The organism is Vibrio nomapromontoriensis (assembly GCF_050337205.1).
Taxonomy (GTDB): Bacteria; Pseudomonadota; Gammaproteobacteria; order Enterobacterales; family Vibrionaceae; genus Vibrio; species Vibrio nomapromontoriensis.
The window spans coordinates 221,358-238,279 of sequence record NZ_JAKJSS010000008.1 but is presented as its reverse complement, the minus strand read 5'-3'; the positions used below and the strand labels follow the sequence as shown (position 1 = coordinate 238,279).

Genomic DNA, 16,922 nt, shown 5'->3' with positions numbered 1-16,922 from the left:
TGTCACATAATGCTGGCTACCATCAGAGGGGAGAATTAAGAGATAATAATATGATAAAAACAACAACACCTCTCAAATTGACCATCGCGCATATCAACGATACGCACTCTTACTTTGAACCGACTTCCTTACAACTCAAGGTTCAGGTAGCAAATCACGAATTTCATCCCTTCGTCAGTGCGGGGGGATTTGCACGTATCAAAACCCGCGTCGAACAAATTAAAGCGGCGCATAAGAGTGATGATTTTCTATTCCTTCATGCCGGCGACTGCTTTCAAGGCACCTTGTATTTTTCACTCTTCAAAGGCGAAGCGAACGCTGAATTGCTTAATGCCCTAGAGTTGGATGCCATGGCACTTGGTAACCATGAGCTGGATATGGGTAACGACCCGGTTGGGCAGTTTGTACGTAGCATTCAGTTTCCATTTCTAGCCGGTAACTGGAACTTATCACAAGAAGGTAGCAAGGCCTTTTCACTTAAGGGGCAACCCAATGTTTATGATTATCAACCCGCCACAAAAACAGCAAAATGGGTAGAAAAAACGATTAAGGGAGAGAAGTTAGCGATTTTCGGGCTCTCAATTGACAAGATGGCAGATATCGCTAACCCAGATAGTGATACGGTTTTTGAAAACGCGATATTAACGGCAAAAAATACCATTCAAGCCATTCATGACTCGGGCATCAATAAGATCATTCTGCTTAGTCACCTTGGTTATGATGCTGATCTTGATCTGGCGAGTAAAGTCGACGGCTTAGGTTTGATCATTGGCGGGCATAGTCATGTGTTGCAAGGTGATTTTTCTTGCTTGGGGTTAGTAAGTAAAGACCCATATGGCGTAAAAGTTGGCAATACTCATGTTGTTCAGGCTGGGCACCACTCTATGACAATGGGGCACTGTGAGATTGAATTTGATGCGAATGGCGTGGTTACGCAGTTTAGTGGCAAGAATGAGCTCTTAGTCGGGCGCCGTATATTTATGGACGTCGATAATGCCTTAACCGATGATGACTATGATGCGGTAAAAGCAACGGTACAAGGCCACTCTAATGTTGTTCAGTGTCGTAAAGATGAGCGAATCAAGGCGATTCTAAGAGACAAATACCAACCTCGAGTTAGGACATTGCAGCAAAGCACCATTGCGTCGCTACGTCGTCCACTTCGTCATGTACGGCTACCCGATACCCAAGGAGGCAGTCAGATCGCGCCTTCTGTCGCGGAATCATTTCATTATGCGATGAGCCAATTAGGTCATACACCTGAATTTGCCATACACAATGCGGGGGGCGTGAGAAATTCTCTAAATGCAGGGGATATTTCGGTCGCCGATATTGCCGGAAAGCTGCTGCCGTTTGCCGTTCCTATCGGGGTCTATGGCATACAAGGTTGTTATATCCCTCTTATCATTGAGGGGGCGATTAATAACGCCACTGATAACGGTGTGGTTGGAACCGGATCGGGCAGTTATCCTTACACTTATCAACTTGAGTTTCATTATGACAAAGATGCGCCTATGGGTGAGAGGGTAAGCGATGTCTTTATTGCAGGAAGGCCGCTTGATGCTACCCGACTATATACTGGCACCTCAAGCGCATATACCATGAAAGGCAAAGAAGGCTATGACGCCATCTTGAATATGCAAGGTGAGGGGATCGTAACGAATTGGTCTATGTCTGACTGTTTTATTAAGCTATTGAAAGATAAACCGGAAAGGTTAATTTCCGCGTGTCACTATCAAAAGTTTTAGTCTGAAAAAGGTTATCAAACGCTAAATTGGTATCTTTATTGCAGTGTTTTAGGTGAATACTGTTGTCGCTTACCTGACATTGATGTTGTTTAGTCAGCGATCCTTACCGCGCTCTTTGGAGGCGATATGTGGAATAAAGATTGGTTTGATGTAGCCGTTGTGGCGAGCTGGATTGGGGTATGGCTAGTGATGCTGTACTTTATGCCAAGTGGCGGCATAATCTAAAATTAATGATAAAAAGCTGATGGAGACATCGGCTTTTTTCATATGTAGAGACCGTTAGGTTCACATTGTTCAATGTCTTGAGAGAAAGAGAAAGAGAAAGAGAAAGAGAAAGAGAAAGAGAAAGGCTCGATACAAGAAAGAAAGTGGCCGAGTACAACTTCCTCTCGGCCATTCCAGACGCGCAAGCAAAGGCGTTCGCTACCAAGTTAAGAAATACCGCTCGTTCAGTCAAGCCAATAAGCACCACATTTGCTTTGAATATTGATATGTCATACGGTTACCTAAAGATGTGCGGTGCACTTAACACTTTTGGTGCTTGGTCCTGCGCTAGCTAACGGTTTGCTTTGAGCGCTCCCTGCTTATCACAAACAGAAATTTGCCGGTAATCTTGCAAGATATTGGTGACGTCGGATCTACCACCACGTTGAATACGTTCATAGTGACGCAGAGTGTTGTCGAGATAATTGGTGGCTGTTTCGGTTTGCTCCGAGCTGGTGGTTTGCCAGAATTCCTTGCCAACGGAACTAATGATATCGCCTTGTTCGGGATTGGTTGTCACCAGCATGACTTCGTAAAAGCGACGATTGTCCTCAACCAAAGCCTCACTTAGAAGACGCAAGCCGCTTTCTATCAAGGTTTGGCGAAGCGCATACTGATGGTGAACAGGACACAATAGAAAATCGATGTCTAGCTGTGGATAGCGTTGGCAAAGGCGGCTGACAAAATCCATCATTAAGTCTCCCCCTACGCCAGCAATGACAACTAAATGCTTGCCTTTGTAGTCGGATAACGGCAGCTTGGCGACGTCAATACAATGGACGTAATATTCGGAAGGGCAGCTTGCGTAAAACTGTTCGAGTTTATTTTCAAGTGTCGTCATTAACTTCGGAACAATATCGACAAAATGAATATGCTTCGCGGCATTACGGTCTAGTAGAGCGGCACCAAGAAACCCGTGATCACAGCAGCAATCCCAAATATGGGTGTAGTTTGAAGCGATCATGCGATCGATCTGCGAGAGTCTTTTACTTAACTTCAAGGAAAGTACCTATACGTTTAGACAGTTAACTATTTTAGTAAATTGCGCGCATTGTAATGGTTTTCTTAGCGTTAGCGAAGTAGTCTGGCTATATCGTTTTTAGCTAGGGCAATTTCGCGTTACTAGAACTTACGACAAGAACAAGGAATGATATGAACGTAGATAAAGCAAAAAAGCGCATTGCTAAACAAGTGAAAAAAGGATTTAAAGGCTATCCACAAATCACATTGGAATATCGTGGTGAAACCGCAGAGAGGGCATCTGAGGTTGTGGTTCAGTTTGTACTTGCTGAAGGCGCTCAAATCCAAGAGGAATTGTTTGCGAGTACGACCGATGCACGAAATGATGAAGTGATTCAGTCAGCATTAGTTAAGATTATTGAGCGAGCCAATGCCAGTTCAGTCATTGAAGTCGAAGGCGTGTCATTAATTTAATACTCACTTAATTGTGGTTTTGTGAATGTAAGCGCTGTATCGCTTAGTTCATCGCCGATTACCAAGTTTGGCTGAGTCTTCACGTTATTCCACCCATTAGGCTGGGCACTAGATGTGCTCCACCTAATAGGGAAATAACGATTCGCATATTCGGAAATCATCTCAGCCTGATATCGAGAAAGGCGGTTATGTTTTCTCTCGCAACGCCTTGTATTTCTTGGTGTTAATGTCCTGCTTAGCACAAATACTTAGCAGGTCATCAATGAAGTGTTTAAGTGCGCGCTGCTCTATGGTTTTTACTTTGTTTTGTTGCTGGCTTGATAGCATGTGATACATGGTGGCGGCACCAAAATCACCAAATATAATATTACCCGCTTCATCAACAAGCGTGTTGTGCGCATACAGGTCGCCATGACACACTTGATTTGAGTGTAAATGCTCAAATACGTCTTCCATCTGCGTAATGATTTTTTCAATTTTTTCAATGGGTAAGGTAAAGTTTGGCTCAAAAGTGTCTCGCGTGCAGCTGTCTAGGCAAGGGGGCAAGCCTAAGTTTTTATAGTGAGCTGGGATTAAGTTCATGATCAAAGCTAAGTAGTTTTCCTCATGCACTTGCGCTAAAGATTGAACGAGGTTGGGGTGATTTCCGACTTTTAAGCAAGCTTGCAGTTCATCTTCTGGGTAACCATCGCTCGTCACTTGGCCTTTAAACACCTTGACCGCGATCTCTTGCGGTAGCGTTGCTTGCGCTTGGTTCCATGTCGCCTTAGAAATCACACCCGATGCGCCTTGCCCCAATGTTTCTTGCAAAGTAAAACTCGTGGCTTTGATTTTAGGAACAGACTGAATATTAATGTCGGATTGACAAAATGGATTGCCAGCAAAGGCAAGCCATGCCAGCTTAGGTAATGATAGTAATAAGTCTGGACATTGCGTTAATTGGTTAGCAGAAATCCGCACCAGTTCAAGGTTATGCAGGTTCTCGATAGTGCTTGGTAGCGCCGTTAAGTGGTTTCCTGCTAGGGCTAACTTTTGCAATCGAGGTCGTTCACCTAACGAATCAGGCAAAGATGAAATCTGGTTATCCGTTAAGATAAGCCAACGTAAACGCTTTGGTAATGATTCTGCTGGGACATGCTTGATGTTATTCGCTTTAAAGCCGACCATTTCTAAGTTAGGGCAGCGACCTAAGACGGAAGGCAAGGTGTCAAATAGGTTGTTGGAGGCAAACACGATTTTGAGTTTGCTGAATGTTTCTAATTCATCAGGTAGTGATGTGAGTAAGTTATTCGACAAATCGAGAACTTCTAAGCTATCGGCAAGCGATAAAATCTCTAATGGGAAAGTGGTCAGTGATTCGGATAATTTGAGATGAGTTGTGCCAGAAAGTTCGCCGGATTGGAGCTGTGAAAGCGTCTGCAAAATGATTTGTCCATACTAGGTAGTGATTTTAAACGTGGCTAGTCTACGCGAAATACCCGTAGGTTGTGTAGAGCTAGGCGCAATTAAAATCGCAATACGTCTTCTAAAGTTGTCGATTTTTCTGGCATCAGTGGACTTGCTAAGCATTGCTAAGCATTGCTAAGCATTGCTAAGCATTGCTAAGCATTGCTAAATATTGCTTAGTGCGCATAATGGCGGCGAAGACTATTAGGAGAATAATGAAATGCGTTTAGATCGATTTGTCTGTAAAAGCACCGAACTGACACGTGCGCAAGCCTGCTCAGTGATTGAATGCGGCGAGGTGTGCGTTAATGGGCAAACGATGACAAGTGAACGTACTCAGGTACATGAAAATAACCAAGTGACATTGAACGGAGTGAAGCTATTGTGTCGTCCGTTTCGTTACCTACTACTGAATAAGAAGGCAGGGACGATTTGCTCAAATATTGATGAAGTTTATCCCTCACTATTCAACAATATTGATGTCGCACACCGTGATGAACTTCATATCGCTGGCCGCTTAGATGCTGACACGACAGGGCTGGTACTCATTACCGATGATGGGCGTTGGTCTTTCAATATTATTACGCCTTCGAAACAATGTAGCAAAGTTTATCGTGTCGGTTTATCAAAACCTATTGATACCGATGCCGTTGGTAAGTTTAAATATGGGGTTCAGTTGCAAGGAGAAACGCACCTGACGAAGCCAGCCATCTTAAACATTATTACCCCTCAGGATGTACGTTTAACAATAACAGAAGGCAAATTTCATCAAGTGAAACGTATGTTTGCAAGCATTGGCAATAAAGTCGTGAAACTTCACCGTGAGCGGATTGGTGATATACAGCTGGACGTTGAACCTGGGGAATGGCGCTATTTAACGCAGTTAGAAGTAGAAAGCTTCTTTCATAGAGATCGCCAAGAGGGTGAATAATACTTACTAATTATTTACAGTTTGGGTTTGGGAGCCTAAGACCTGTCAATTACAGTGGTACGAGAACTGGTATTTCTTGCGAACAACGCCTACGGTTTAGCGTAAATGCGAATTGGGAGGTTGGCGATGAACAGTCAAGTTGAGCAAAATAAAAAGCATGCTGTCGAATTTTACAGGATGTCGTACTCAGGTTGTCCGGAAAAAGCAGTAGAGCAGTATGTTGGCGACGAATACATCCAGCACAACCCCGTTGTCATGGATGGCAAGCAAGGGTTTATAGATTACTTTCAACAAATGGCTACGGAATATCCTCAAAAGAATATCGAGTTTTTGCGTATGATTGGTGAAGGAAATTTAGTCGCATTGCATACTCACCAACAGTGGCCCGATGGAGACGAGTACGTCACCATGGATTTTTTCCGATTTGATAATGATGGAAAAATTGTGGAGCACTGGGACGCGATTCAACAGATACCGGATCGTTCATTGAATGGTCATTCAATGTTCTAATAAGATTATTGTGGAAGAGTAGGTACGGATACTAAAGTGGCTAAATTAAGGTGTTTAAATGAAAGTGGTTAAATAATGGGCACTGCTGTCGAGTGCCCATTATGTTGGTATTAGTTTTCTTCTTTTTTGTTTCTATTTTCGTAGTAGTCCCAAACTGTGTACTTTTCTTCGTCTGAAATTATGCAGTATGGGACACGTTTGCCGCCTTCTGATACGCGCGCGAGTTTATTGCCTTGCTCAACACAATAAACGTAAGCAGGATCGCTAATGGCTGTGATTTCATCGACATCATATTCGTCAGGCTCGCTTGCACAACCTGCCATAATACCCACTGCAATCGCACCAATCATCCATTTTGCTGTTTTCATTTGTTCTCCTAAACTGGAAATCTGACTTTCGGTTAAGTGTAGGAGATCTCAGAGAAAAAATGTTTTGATTCGGTCAAAATATTTACATTTATTCACCAAATTGCCGTGATTTTGTGCTTGCGACTAAAATTCCTACAAGATGATCTCGTTAGGTTACCCATTAACGATAGCAAGTAGAGGCTCTCCCTGGCTTTGTGTTAACTAACGAAAAGCGAAGGGAGCGTTTATTGAGTTAGATGTATTTGTTGAGTTAGATGTATTTATTGCCTTCACCAAATCGGTAGACTAAACGAGAGCCCAATAGATGATCTCGCGCACCAGAATTGCGGTGGTAGGCATACTTCCAATCCGCTTGTAGAGACCAATTGGCATTGATTGAGTAATGAACACCCGTACCAATATTCCACTGTAATTTTTTAGTATCTCGATCTTTATCAAGCATTGCCTCACCCACACCGGCATTGAGGTATGGCTTTACTGGGCTACCAGGGAGTAAATAGTATTGAAAATCTAAACTGTAGTTTTCATAAACATGCTTTTGGTTGCTCACGGTTGACTCGTAGTTGCCTTGCATATAGCCAAGACGCGTCGAGAACTGCTCTGTGAAATAAAGTCCCAGTGTAAATGCTGGGGCAAAGTCGTTTTTGAGGTTACGTTCTTTATCTAGCTGAGGGTAGGCAAATCCAGCGCTGACACCAACAATGCCGTATGTGACTGGATCATCCGTGTATTGATGGTAGTTTTTCTTCTGGCGACGCTTCAAGCTGTCATCGGTCTCACCAGCGCCAAAGGCATATTGCACTTGAACTTGATATTTGGTTTCCACTTCGCCATTTCTAAGGACATTGGAATGCGCACCGACAAAGCCAGTACCAGCCTTCACGATCTCTCTGCCCGCAACGTTGTTGACGCCGCGACCAAGGCTGTCGACAGGGTCTAAGAAGAACAGTGCTGTCGAGCCGAGTGCGTCGGATCCCCAAACTGTTCCGCCGCCGAGGCGAATCTCTTTTTCTTTATTAAATGCCCATTCACCATATACCCAACCAAGAGTAGGGGTGACGACAAGATCTTGAATGGATGGTATTTCAGCGAATGCTTCTATGCCGTATTCCCAGTAAAATGTGGACATTAACGTGGAATACATGAAAGCATCCCATTGGCGATAGCCAGATTTTCTTGCTGCTTGGTAATAAACTCCACCAAAATAAGGGTGACCAATGTAGTTGATAATGTGGTCATCTCGGTCCCATACCGGACCGGATTGAACGTTGTCCCACCATTTATTCATGAGTTGAACGTCGTCTTTTTCCCAGTTTGTAATGGATTCAGGCATAAGTGCCAACACACCCGCAACACCCACACCGTAAGCAAAGATAGACTTAGTTTGCGACCAAAGGCGCTCGCTATCTTCACCATTTTGAGGGTTGAATAGAGACACTTGATAAGGTGAGTCATAAAAACTGACTTGCTCAACTGTAGTTTCGTTTTGACGCAATTCTTCAAAACTACTATTGGTGGAAATAGAGCGATAGCCGAGTTCATTCCAAGTGCGATATTGTTGAGCAGTCAACGCTTGGTGACTCAAAGGTTCTTCAGCCGTGACCGCTTGTTTTAGCAAGTCTTCTTGAGTCAATGCTGAATCGTCGGTACTGGTGTCTACTTGCTGCGTCGCATTCGCCCAAGGGGTGTATAGACTAGAGAGCGCGACAGTGATGACAGATAGCGTTACCAGTGACTTTGGTGTTGTCGTTTGGGGAGAGACGGGAATTAGCGATGGATAAACATTCATAATATAAAGGGACTTAGCTCACAGTGTAGTGTTTAGTTGCTTAACATCCCTTTAAGCGAGGGAGTAATAATACAGCGTTCATTTATGATAGTCCCTTCTGAAATAACAATAAAACTGTGTCAAAGTGTAAATGTTCATTTGTGTGATAGACTTCTCGCAGTATTACCACGTTGTCGAGCAGAACATGAGAAAGATTACTACCGCGATTCATCCAGATATTGATCATTTGGACGACAAAAAAATTTACCATCGAAAGGCGACCCGAGCGATAGCGATAGACGGAGAACAGATCTTATTACTGTATACCGAGCGTTATCATGACTACTCTCTACCGGGTGGTGGATTAGATGAGGGGGAAGATGTCATCGCTGGTATGGTCAGAGAGCTAGAAGAAGAAACGGGTGCTAAGAATATTCATGGTATTAAACCGTTTGGTATTTATGAAGAATTTCGTCCTTGGCATAAACAGGATGCGGATGTCGTTCATATGGTGTCCTACTGTTATTCTTGTAAGGTTGACCGACAGCTGGGTAAAACCGCTTACGAGGATTATGAAATCAAAAATGGTATGAAGCCAGTTTGGATTAATATACATGAAGCGATAGCTTTCAATGAGAAGACCATTGCTGAAAGTGATAAAAAAGGTATGAGTATCGAAAGAGAAACATACCTGCTGCATTTAATCGCCAAAGAAATGCTGTAATTGAGGAGAGACAGTTTTGAAACTAGTGACTAAAGACGATAACTTTTTCTTTTTGCTGGGCTCGTTATTGGTTCTATTTTTCCTGAGTGCCGTTGTCCACCAATTTAAAGACGATGCGCAGTCGTATGTATTGGCGCTACTTGTACTTTGTATGTCTACGTCGATTGTTGGTGTTCATCGTAAGCAGACTTTCTATCGCTCTTGGTATGCCGTGATGCTGGTGGTTATTGTTACCTCGGGTACGATTACTCTGTTTGAAAATAAAGATTTATCTTTAATAACGATGTCAGCGATGTTGTGTTTTGTACTCGCACAAACGTATTCAGCGCTAAAGCAGGTAGTGATGGCGAAAAGGGTCACGTTGAATCAAATAGTGGGTTCGATTTGTGTGTATTTGCTGTTTGGATTGAGCTTTACGTTTATCTACCTGATTCAATTGGAGCTGTTTGTCGATCCTTTCAATGGGATAACACATAAACCATGGTTAGATAACTTGTTTGAAGTGATCTATTTTAGTTTTATCACGCTCACGACAGTTGGTTACGGTGACATTTCGCCAACGCTCGCGATTCCCAAATTTTTCGTCTTTTTGGAGTCAATCACAGGCAGCTTTTACCTTGCGATCATGGTGGCGAGCCTAGTGAGTAGCCATCTGGCACAGAAAAATGAGTAATCTACTATTGATTTAACGTAGTGTTCGTTAATCATTTATGCAGAGCAAGCCTCCAATTTATGGTCATAATTGGAGGCTTTTTCGATGGTATAACGATACGTCGTGATGGAATGCATCCACGGGCAACAGAGATCTGTTATGATGTGACAAAATCCGCTCAGGTCGAAGTTATGGAAACCATCGCAGTCCTTGTTGACGTTCAAAATATTTACTACACCACACGCCAAGCTTTCAAAAGTCGTTTTGACTACAATGCGCTATGGCGCCAACTGTCTGAGCACTATCAAATTAAATCGGCCAATGCGTACGCCATTTCCTCTACCGATCCTAAACAAAGACAATTCCATCACATTTTGCGAGGCATTGGTTTTAAGGTTCATCTTAAGCCATTTATCCAGCGCTCAGATGGCAGTGCAAAAGGGGATTGGGATGTTGGGATCGCTTTAGATGCGATCGAACTTGCTACCGATGTTGATCGCATTGTTTTATTGTCAGGAGATGGTGACTTTCAAATTCTCGTGGAACGAATCCAGCAACGTCTCGGTAAGAAAGTGACAGTCATAAGTGCGCGTTCATTAACCGCGAATAATTTGATTGAAGTTGCTGACGACTATCAACCTATTGATGATACGTTGTTGATTTACTAATGACGATTAAATCTGAGTTAAGCTTGTTATCCGGGGAGCTAGCAACAGAGTTTAAAACGGTGCAAGCGATGGTCGCAATATATTGCCGTGATCATCACCAGAACACTCGTCAAAGTACGGGGTTATGTGAGTCATGCTGTGAGCTACTTGACTACGCAGAAATGCGTCTAGATCGATGCCCGTATGGGCAGACTAAGCCCACCTGTAATAAATGTCCCATCCATTGCTATAAACCGCAACCTAAAGAACAGATGCAAGCCGTGATGCGTTATGCTGGTCCGAGGATGTTATTTCCTCATCCTATCTTGTCTATTCGCCACCTCTTACACGAGAGAAGGGCAGTCCCTGCCAAGCCAGAAGCGGGTCTATCAAATCGCTCGCAGCGAAAAAAACGTGGTGAGTAATCTTTTCTATCAAGGCTCACCGCTTAAAATACGGTGAGCTTTAATAACAAAAAGAACGCGATACTGACGATCGTGGTTAACAAGACATTGTTTGTGACTTTAGCGCAGATAATGGCAAAAATAGCACCTAAGCAGTACGGCCAGTTGTCACTCCAGTTAAGCTCTCCATGTGGAAGAAACACGATGGGTCCCCAAATAGCGGTGAGTACTGCTGGACTGGCGTAGCTTAGAAAGCGTTTTGCACTGGCACTGATTCGAAGCGGTAGTTTAGGCTCAAGAAATAGATAACGGCTAGCGAAGACAATAGACGTTAGAATTAAAATTATCGCGAAAATCATGACTTAACTCTCCCTTCCACCATATAGCCAACACTCATCCCAACAACGCTGGCGATGACTAACCCCATCTCAATGTTCATTGCTGCTAATACAACAGCGGTCACGAGGGCGGAAAAGGTGGCGAGAAATGTCGCTAAAGATTTTATTGTTGGAATGACGATGGCAATAAATGTTGCTGCGACGGCAAACTCCAAGCCATATTGCTGTAAGTCAGGAATTTGGCTACCAATAATAAGACCAATCAATGTCGCGATATTCCAAATCAAATAAAAGGATAGTCCTGCACCGAGTGCAAACCAGCGGTTAAATTTCTGCGGCGATTGGTGCCCACATAGAGCAAATAACTCGTCCGTTAATAGGAAGCCAAGTCCAAGGCGCCATTTTAACGGCAACGGAGAGATCGAGTCCCTCATAGATAGGCCGTAAAGAAAATGTCGGGAGGTGATAAAGAAAATAGTGACCACCATAGTCAGCAGCGTCGCACCAGATTTGATCATCCCCATGGCAACCAGCTGCGCGGCGCCGGCAAATAATATGGCGCTCATGGCTTGACCTTCAAATAAAGTTAACCCTGATTCAATAGCAAAGGAGCCAGCTAAAAAGCCCCATGGCACGACAGCTAAACTTAGAGGCATCATTGAAAGGCACCCTTTGAGAAATAAAGGCAACCTCTCGGCGGGGGCATCATTCTGACGTTTACTTCTTGCGATATGGTTTGGCATGCGTTCCTTGCTTACTTACTTGTTTATTTGTTTGCGTATTCGGAGTTGAATTCGCGGGTAATTGTTACGGTCACTGGCTATTGCTTTACGTTTGATAAGGGTTATGTTGCATCGGTGCTGTGTATTTTCAAGTGGTTAGGCATGCTAAATGTGAATTATTTTTGTTTTAATAACCTTGCTAGAATCACCACCCAAATTTTAGTTAGGCGCTTTTGCTTGAATATACCAACTTACTTTTTATCACTTAATCATTTATTGAACTCTGTCATTAAGATAGGGGTTTACTTGGCTTTAGCGTTTCCTTTGACAGCAGCAACATGTTGGGCAGTAGAGACGCCGCCATCAAAAGATGAAGATTACGGGCGAACACTACCGTTCTTTGGCGATAGAGTGCGTGATATGGGAATTACGCTGCCGAAACCGATCGGCATCTCATTGTTTACTCACCAGCAAGAAGATCTAATGAACTTGGGTGATTTCAAAATTGATGGCGAGTCTGTTGATGACCTTTTACCGAGCGGTGGAAGTTCAACGACCAACACAACCAGTATCGTCGCAGTTCGCGGTGATGTATGGGTGCTGCCTTTTTGGGGGTTCAATGCCATGATTGGTAAAGCGGTGACATCTTCTAATATTTCAATTGGGGTAAATGATTTCTCTAATGGCAACTTAGCTCGCTTGGAAATGAATGGTATGGCAACCACTTCTACCGTCACAGCAGTGGGCAGTACGCTAGCATATGGGCATAAGAATTTTTTTGGAACCATTGATGCGCAGTATGTATCTACGTCGGTTTCCGGAGTGGGCGTGAGCTTAGATGCGTTGGTTATTACTCCTCTCGTTGGTTTAAATATTGGTGATAGCGGTTGGCGAATTGTGATCGGTGGTCAATATCAGGATTATCAACGACAGCTAAAGGGTAAATTGGGTGATATTAAGTTTAGTGCGACGCAATCTTCTAGTCGTTGGTCGACGATGGTGGGGCTTCAAAAAGGCTTTGCAGAGAACTGGGAAGCATCTTTGATGGCGCAAAGCGGAAAAACGCGTGAAGGTGTGACGTTTATGCTTGGTAAGCGCTTCTAGTAGAGCTTGGTTAGACGACTTGCTTGAGCCTGGGTTCAAGCATCATTGGCATCGCAAGGTGAAAACCTTGATAAAAATCAAAGCCTAACGATCTCATCAAGGTTAATTGTTCTTCCGTTTCGATTCCTTCAATCACTGTTTTTGCGTTATTTTCTTTTGCGAGCGCGATACCATCAATGAGTGGTGCTTGATTACCTGCGATATAATCTAACAACAATTGGCGGTCAAATTTCAGTATGTTTGGGGAAACGGACGCCACCCTTTCTGGGTTTGATTCCTTACAGCCGAAATCGTCAATTGCAATGAGAAAATCAGCGTCACTTAAGTGCCTAGCCGCAGAAGCCAATGTTCTTGGGCTGAACGCGGTAAGCTCGACCAATTCCACTACGACACGCCTGCAGTCGATCTGCAGCGCTTTTAAGCGAGACATCAACAGCGATGATTGCAGTCCTTCCGCGGCTAATCGTTCGCTCGAGATAGGCAAGAAATTCAGAAATAGCAGCCTTTCACGATAGGCGGACATACTGAAGTTTCGAATATGAACGACTCGACTCAAGCGATCGACGTTAAGTTGATCAGATAAAGGAATGTCTTCGTTCTGGAAAAAGAGATTAGGCGGGATAGGTTGATTGTTTTGGTCATAAAGGCGAACCAAAGCTTCCATACCAATAATAGTGCCAGCACGACAGAAGATCGGTTGAAAAACACTTTTTAGTGTAAGGTCTTTATATTTTGCGACATAGCATCCAGTATGATCGATTTTAATCCGTTGTGTAAATTGGTGCTTGTCTGTGAGTAGCATGAAAGTGGCATTTATATTCAAGGTATTCATATAATAATGTCATGGGTGAAAAATAAGTCAAATTCACTACTGTTATGAAAGGTGGTCAGTTGGTTTGGATATTGAATGTTAGCGCTTTGAAAATGGTGTATGCGGCAAACATACCTAGCAATTTTAGTGATACAATTCATTGTTTCTTATAGAATCCATTTTATAAATAGCAATATTTATTTAAAAATTGACGAAGCGCAATGACGGTGAAAATAGCTGATTGTTTTTCGAGCAATTAAAAATTATTTTATATTTAACCAAAATATCGACAGACCTCTCATTTATCGGTTGTCAAAATAATCTTTATTGCGAATGTATTTACTCATTAAGTGATAAGAAAATGGTCGAATGAGCCAAGAAATGACCGATCGGCTAAATCGAACGACCGAGGGAGTATTCTCAAAAATACGACCATTATAGAGCCATAACATTTTACCAACGTGCCAATAAGCAAAGGGTAGTGGCGGCAGAAAAGTGACGATATCCAGATCACAGCAGATTCGATAGGTCTTGTGAGCCAGTTTAAAACGTTTTTTGAAGCGCCATCCTCCGATTGCAGGCTGCCCAAATGTCACTATTCGTTTAATTGATTTAGGGTGTTTCAGTTCCAATGCATCTGCTATCACGCACCCGATCGCTCCGCCCGATGAATGCCCGGTAATCGTAATTCTCTTGCCGTTTTCAATGAGCCCACTGGCTATCATCATAGTACGCTCAAACAGTGATAAACCGAGCGCGTCCAATTTATGGCTTGGCTGGCTTTCTTGATTGAGTATAAAGTGAAACCCTGCATGGATAGAGTAGTCGAGACCGAATGAAGCACATGAACGTTGCCATAACGCGAAATTAAGTAACCAATCGCTTAAGCTATGAGAACCTTTGATGACGATAATGGCTTCTTCTTTATGCTTGCTCCATAAAATCCTAACGACGGTTTTCCCCGCTCGGTTAGTCACTGTTCTTTGACCGTTTGGGTCAAATCCATATCGTGTTTGCTTAAATATGCGAGGGTAAGCGAGATTGCAGAGTACGGCGTAACGTTCATATTGATATCGTTTAAGGCTTTTCATGGATAGGTGAGGCCAGAGCTAACAGAGCGAATGCAAATATATTGCTTACTATGCGAAACTCTCATTAACCTTTGATGACAATAACTGGAGTGGGACAGTCATGTGTTCACTTGATTGAGATTCATGAACTAGCTTTGAACAATGGCATAAAGTTGTACGTATTTTTTAAGTGAATCTCCGTGCCGAGCACGCTTAATAGGGTGAGAATAGTAAATATAACGCGGTGTTAGTTGGTTGCGAGCCATTAGACGTTGGCGTAAATAACTTGGGCTTTCGGCAAGCTTGACGCCTTGCTGAGTGTATAAATCACTGTCTTCTGGTAATTGATGTGTCCACCAGTGGATAATTTCTCTACTAAAAATATTGCGGTTCATCCAGTGATCGGCGATGAGCACGAGTAAATCATGGGGTTGGATGGCAAATCGATATTCTGATTGCCATTCTTGAATTTTTTCAATCAAACGCTCTCGGCTCGAAGGGCTAGCGTTAACAAAGTGATGCGTGATCACCCAAACAGTGCCCTGAGATGAAGAGACTCGGTAATGCTGTGGTGCTTCTGAGCGCTTATTTAATTCAATCGACGCATATTCACAGTGTTGATTTACGCCAGTTTGGTTTGCTACGAGCCGTTTGACAAATGCTAGAGCCAAGTGGTGCTCAGTCATTCCCTTATTGTGAACAGCAGGGTAGTGATGAGCACATAGCTTTAAGCAGTCTTCTTCAAATTGATTTAAGCTATGAACAACAACATCTAGAAGCACGGTCTATTCCTTAACCTAGCGGTATTAATAAAATACAGCGTTTTTCAATTAGCTACGCTTGGACCACGTTCCCCAGCGCACCACACCAATAATGTCTATTTCATCATCCATCACTTGATGAATGGCATTTTTAGATGTGTCATCGCCATACCAAACATGAATAACGGCACCAATTTTGACTAATGTGAAAAACTCGGGGTAATCATTGCCTGGCAAACGAGCTAAGACAATATCGTCATTCACCCATTCTTTACCTTGTTCGACAAGTGCCACGCAGTCCCATTTATATGATAGAGCACCAGACACAGGGTATAACACCCCGAAACAGTTGTTATGTTTTGTAGGAACTGGAATCGAGCCAACAGCGTTGGCTTGTTCACCGCTTAGTAGGTGTGGGACTTCAGATCTTGTATAAACACTAACGGTAGATGCTTCGATGTTTACCGCGTTTGTTAATGTTTGCGCGTGGGTATGTTTATCGCCAATGCCAAAGCATAACCAGTGAGGTTGAACCTGAAAATACTGAGCAATGAGGGAGAGATCCTCTATTGAAGGGTAGGTTCTTGTGGCACCTTTTGTTAGATAGCGTCCAATGGTCGCCTTACCTTTTCCAATAGCTTCGGCGAGCTCGTGGTTGGTCACTCCATTTTCTTTTAATAATTGAGTGATGCGTTCTTGATACCCTGTGTCCATGGTTCCTCCATAAATTTGCTCTCAGCATAGTGGTTTGGTTTCAAAAATGAAACAAGGATTCATAAATAATCGTAATAATGAGAGGTGCTTGGAATAACTTATATGGATGGAGTGTTGAAACTTGAATCATTAAAAACCCTGTGCGTGATGGCGACTAAAATGTAACATTATGTGATACCTATTGAGTAAAAGAGAAGGGCACGATGTTTGAACAAAAGCAACGAAATGACATTATTATCCAATTGCAACAGTACTTTTCTGATGAATTGGAGCAAGAGTTAGGGCAATTTGATGCTGAGTTTTTATTGGATTTTCTTATCAAAAAACTTGGTCCGGCCTTTTACAATAAGGGCTTAGAGGATGCGAAAGCTGTACTCGAACGTAGAGTGCTTGATATTGGTGATGAGCTGTATGAAATAGAGATGCCGCTAGACTAAGGTTTGGGTTTAATGGTTGTCGTTAAGTTAGTTCGAAAAAATTGAATGACTTTATCAAGCTACCCATGT

The 16,922-nt window shown here is 43.0% G+C and carries 20 protein-coding genes; 10 read left to right on the top strand and 10 right to left on the bottom strand.

Annotation, left to right across the window (positions count from 1 at the left end):
• Positions 1-50: 50 nt before the first annotated feature.
• Positions 51-1,748: a bifunctional metallophosphatase/5'-nucleotidase gene (locus L4D05_RS08925; protein WP_428793696.1), complete on the top strand. Its 1,698-nt coding sequence runs from the start codon at positions 51-53 to the stop codon at positions 1,746-1,748.
• Positions 1,749-2,304: 556 nt separating this feature from the next.
• On the opposite strand, the gene L4D05_RS08920 is transcribed toward L4D05_RS08925, so the two are convergent.
• Positions 2,305-3,012, bottom strand: a complete 708-nt coding sequence (locus L4D05_RS08920) for a tRNA (adenine(22)-N(1))-methyltransferase (RefSeq protein WP_428793695.1) — start codon at positions 3,010-3,012, stop codon at positions 2,305-2,307.
• A gap of 152 nt (positions 3,013-3,164) precedes the next feature.
• Between L4D05_RS08920 and L4D05_RS08915 the strand changes: the two genes are divergently transcribed.
• On the top strand, positions 3,165-3,446 hold the full coding sequence (locus L4D05_RS08915) for a hypothetical protein (protein ID WP_428751322.1): 282 nt from the start codon (positions 3,165-3,167) through the stop codon (positions 3,444-3,446).
• 186 nt (positions 3,447-3,632) lie between these two features.
• Here L4D05_RS08915 and L4D05_RS08910 read toward each other — a convergent pair whose 3' ends face one another.
• A complete protein-coding gene (locus tag L4D05_RS08910; protein ID WP_428793694.1) occupies positions 3,633-4,868 on the bottom strand; it encodes a leucine-rich repeat-containing protein kinase family protein in 1,236 nt (411 codons plus the stop codon).
• Between the two features lie 244 nt (positions 4,869-5,112).
• Here L4D05_RS08910 and L4D05_RS08905 point away from each other — a divergent pair, with 244 nt between their 5' ends.
• On the top strand, positions 5,113-5,823 hold the full coding sequence (locus tag L4D05_RS08905) for a pseudouridine synthase (protein ID WP_428793693.1): 711 nt from the start codon (positions 5,113-5,115) through the stop codon (positions 5,821-5,823).
• A 126-nt stretch (positions 5,824-5,949) separates the two neighbouring features.
• On the top strand, positions 5,950-6,333 hold the full coding sequence (locus tag L4D05_RS08900) for a nuclear transport factor 2 family protein (RefSeq protein ID WP_428793692.1): 384 nt from the start codon (positions 5,950-5,952) through the stop codon (positions 6,331-6,333).
• A 110-nt stretch (positions 6,334-6,443) separates the two neighbouring features.
• Here the strand turns inward: L4D05_RS08900 and L4D05_RS08895 are convergent, their stop codons facing one another.
• Together L4D05_RS08895 and L4D05_RS08890 are read right to left on the bottom strand one after the other, a co-directional pair.
• Complete coding sequence (locus L4D05_RS08895; RefSeq protein WP_428751318.1) at positions 6,444-6,701, bottom strand: putative hemolysin; 258 nt, start codon at positions 6,699-6,701, stop codon at positions 6,444-6,446.
• Between the two features lie 250 nt (positions 6,702-6,951).
• On the bottom strand, positions 6,952-8,490 hold the full coding sequence (locus L4D05_RS08890; RefSeq protein ID WP_428793691.1) for a DUF3943 domain-containing protein: 1,539 nt from the start codon (positions 8,488-8,490) through the stop codon (positions 6,952-6,954).
• Positions 8,491-8,674: 184 nt separating this feature from the next.
• Here L4D05_RS08890 and L4D05_RS08885 point away from each other — a divergent pair, with 184 nt between their 5' ends.
• The 4 genes from L4D05_RS08885 to L4D05_RS08870 all read left to right on the top strand — a co-directional run bounded on the left by L4D05_RS08885 (position 8,675) and on the right by L4D05_RS08870 (position 10,917).
• Positions 8,675-9,193 (top strand): NUDIX hydrolase, encoded by a 519-nt coding sequence (locus L4D05_RS08885; protein WP_265674006.1) that lies wholly within the window; start codon positions 8,675-8,677, stop codon positions 9,191-9,193.
• A gap of 16 nt (positions 9,194-9,209) precedes the next feature.
• Complete coding sequence (locus L4D05_RS08880) at positions 9,210-9,866, top strand: potassium channel family protein (RefSeq protein WP_428793690.1); 657 nt, start codon at positions 9,210-9,212, stop codon at positions 9,864-9,866.
• A 170-nt stretch (positions 9,867-10,036) separates the two neighbouring features.
• A complete protein-coding gene (locus L4D05_RS08875) occupies positions 10,037-10,513 on the top strand; it encodes a LabA-like NYN domain-containing protein (protein ID WP_428751313.1) in 477 nt (158 codons plus the stop codon).
• Positions 10,513-10,917: a nitrous oxide-stimulated promoter family protein gene (locus L4D05_RS08870; RefSeq protein WP_428751312.1), complete on the top strand. Its 405-nt coding sequence runs from the start codon at positions 10,513-10,515 to the stop codon at positions 10,915-10,917. Before L4D05_RS08875 ends, L4D05_RS08870 begins: the two co-directional genes overlap by 1 nt.
• Positions 10,918-10,940: 23 nt before the next feature.
• Here the strand turns inward: L4D05_RS08870 and L4D05_RS08865 are convergent, their stop codons facing one another.
• Together L4D05_RS08865 and L4D05_RS08860 are read right to left on the bottom strand one after the other, a co-directional pair.
• Positions 10,941-11,255, bottom strand: a complete 315-nt coding sequence (locus L4D05_RS08865; protein ID WP_428751311.1) for an AzlD domain-containing protein — start codon at positions 11,253-11,255, stop codon at positions 10,941-10,943.
• Positions 11,252-11,893, bottom strand: a complete 642-nt coding sequence (locus L4D05_RS08860) for an AzlC family ABC transporter permease (protein WP_428793689.1) — start codon at positions 11,891-11,893, stop codon at positions 11,252-11,254. Before L4D05_RS08860 ends, L4D05_RS08865 begins: the two co-directional genes overlap by 4 nt.
• A gap of 300 nt (positions 11,894-12,193) precedes the next feature.
• Here L4D05_RS08860 and L4D05_RS08855 point away from each other — a divergent pair, with 300 nt between their 5' ends.
• The gene (locus L4D05_RS08855; protein ID WP_428751309.1) at positions 12,194-13,060 is read left to right on the top strand and encodes a hypothetical protein; all 867 of its coding nucleotides are present in this window, start codon (positions 12,194-12,196) and stop codon (positions 13,058-13,060) included.
• Between the two features lie 10 nt (positions 13,061-13,070).
• Here L4D05_RS08855 and L4D05_RS08850 read toward each other — a convergent pair whose 3' ends face one another.
• The 4 genes from L4D05_RS08850 to L4D05_RS08835 form a co-directional block, all read right to left on the bottom strand.
• On the bottom strand, positions 13,071-13,892 hold the full coding sequence (locus tag L4D05_RS08850) for an EAL domain-containing protein (RefSeq protein WP_428793688.1): 822 nt from the start codon (positions 13,890-13,892) through the stop codon (positions 13,071-13,073).
• 281 nt (positions 13,893-14,173) lie between these two features.
• On the bottom strand, positions 14,174-14,962 hold the full coding sequence (locus L4D05_RS08845) for a lipase family protein (protein ID WP_428751308.1): 789 nt from the start codon (positions 14,960-14,962) through the stop codon (positions 14,174-14,176).
• A 128-nt stretch (positions 14,963-15,090) separates the two neighbouring features.
• Complete coding sequence (locus L4D05_RS08840) at positions 15,091-15,723, bottom strand: hypothetical protein (protein ID WP_428793687.1); 633 nt, start codon at positions 15,721-15,723, stop codon at positions 15,091-15,093.
• A 48-nt stretch (positions 15,724-15,771) separates the two neighbouring features.
• Positions 15,772-16,416, bottom strand: a complete 645-nt coding sequence (locus L4D05_RS08835; protein WP_428793686.1) for a helix-turn-helix domain-containing protein — start codon at positions 16,414-16,416, stop codon at positions 15,772-15,774.
• A 203-nt stretch (positions 16,417-16,619) separates the two neighbouring features.
• Between L4D05_RS08835 and L4D05_RS08830 the strand changes: the two genes are divergently transcribed.
• Entirely contained in the window at positions 16,620-16,853 is a 234-nt protein-coding gene (locus L4D05_RS08830; protein WP_428793685.1) for a DUF2164 domain-containing protein, read from the top strand.
• Positions 16,854-16,922 lie beyond the last annotated feature (69 nt).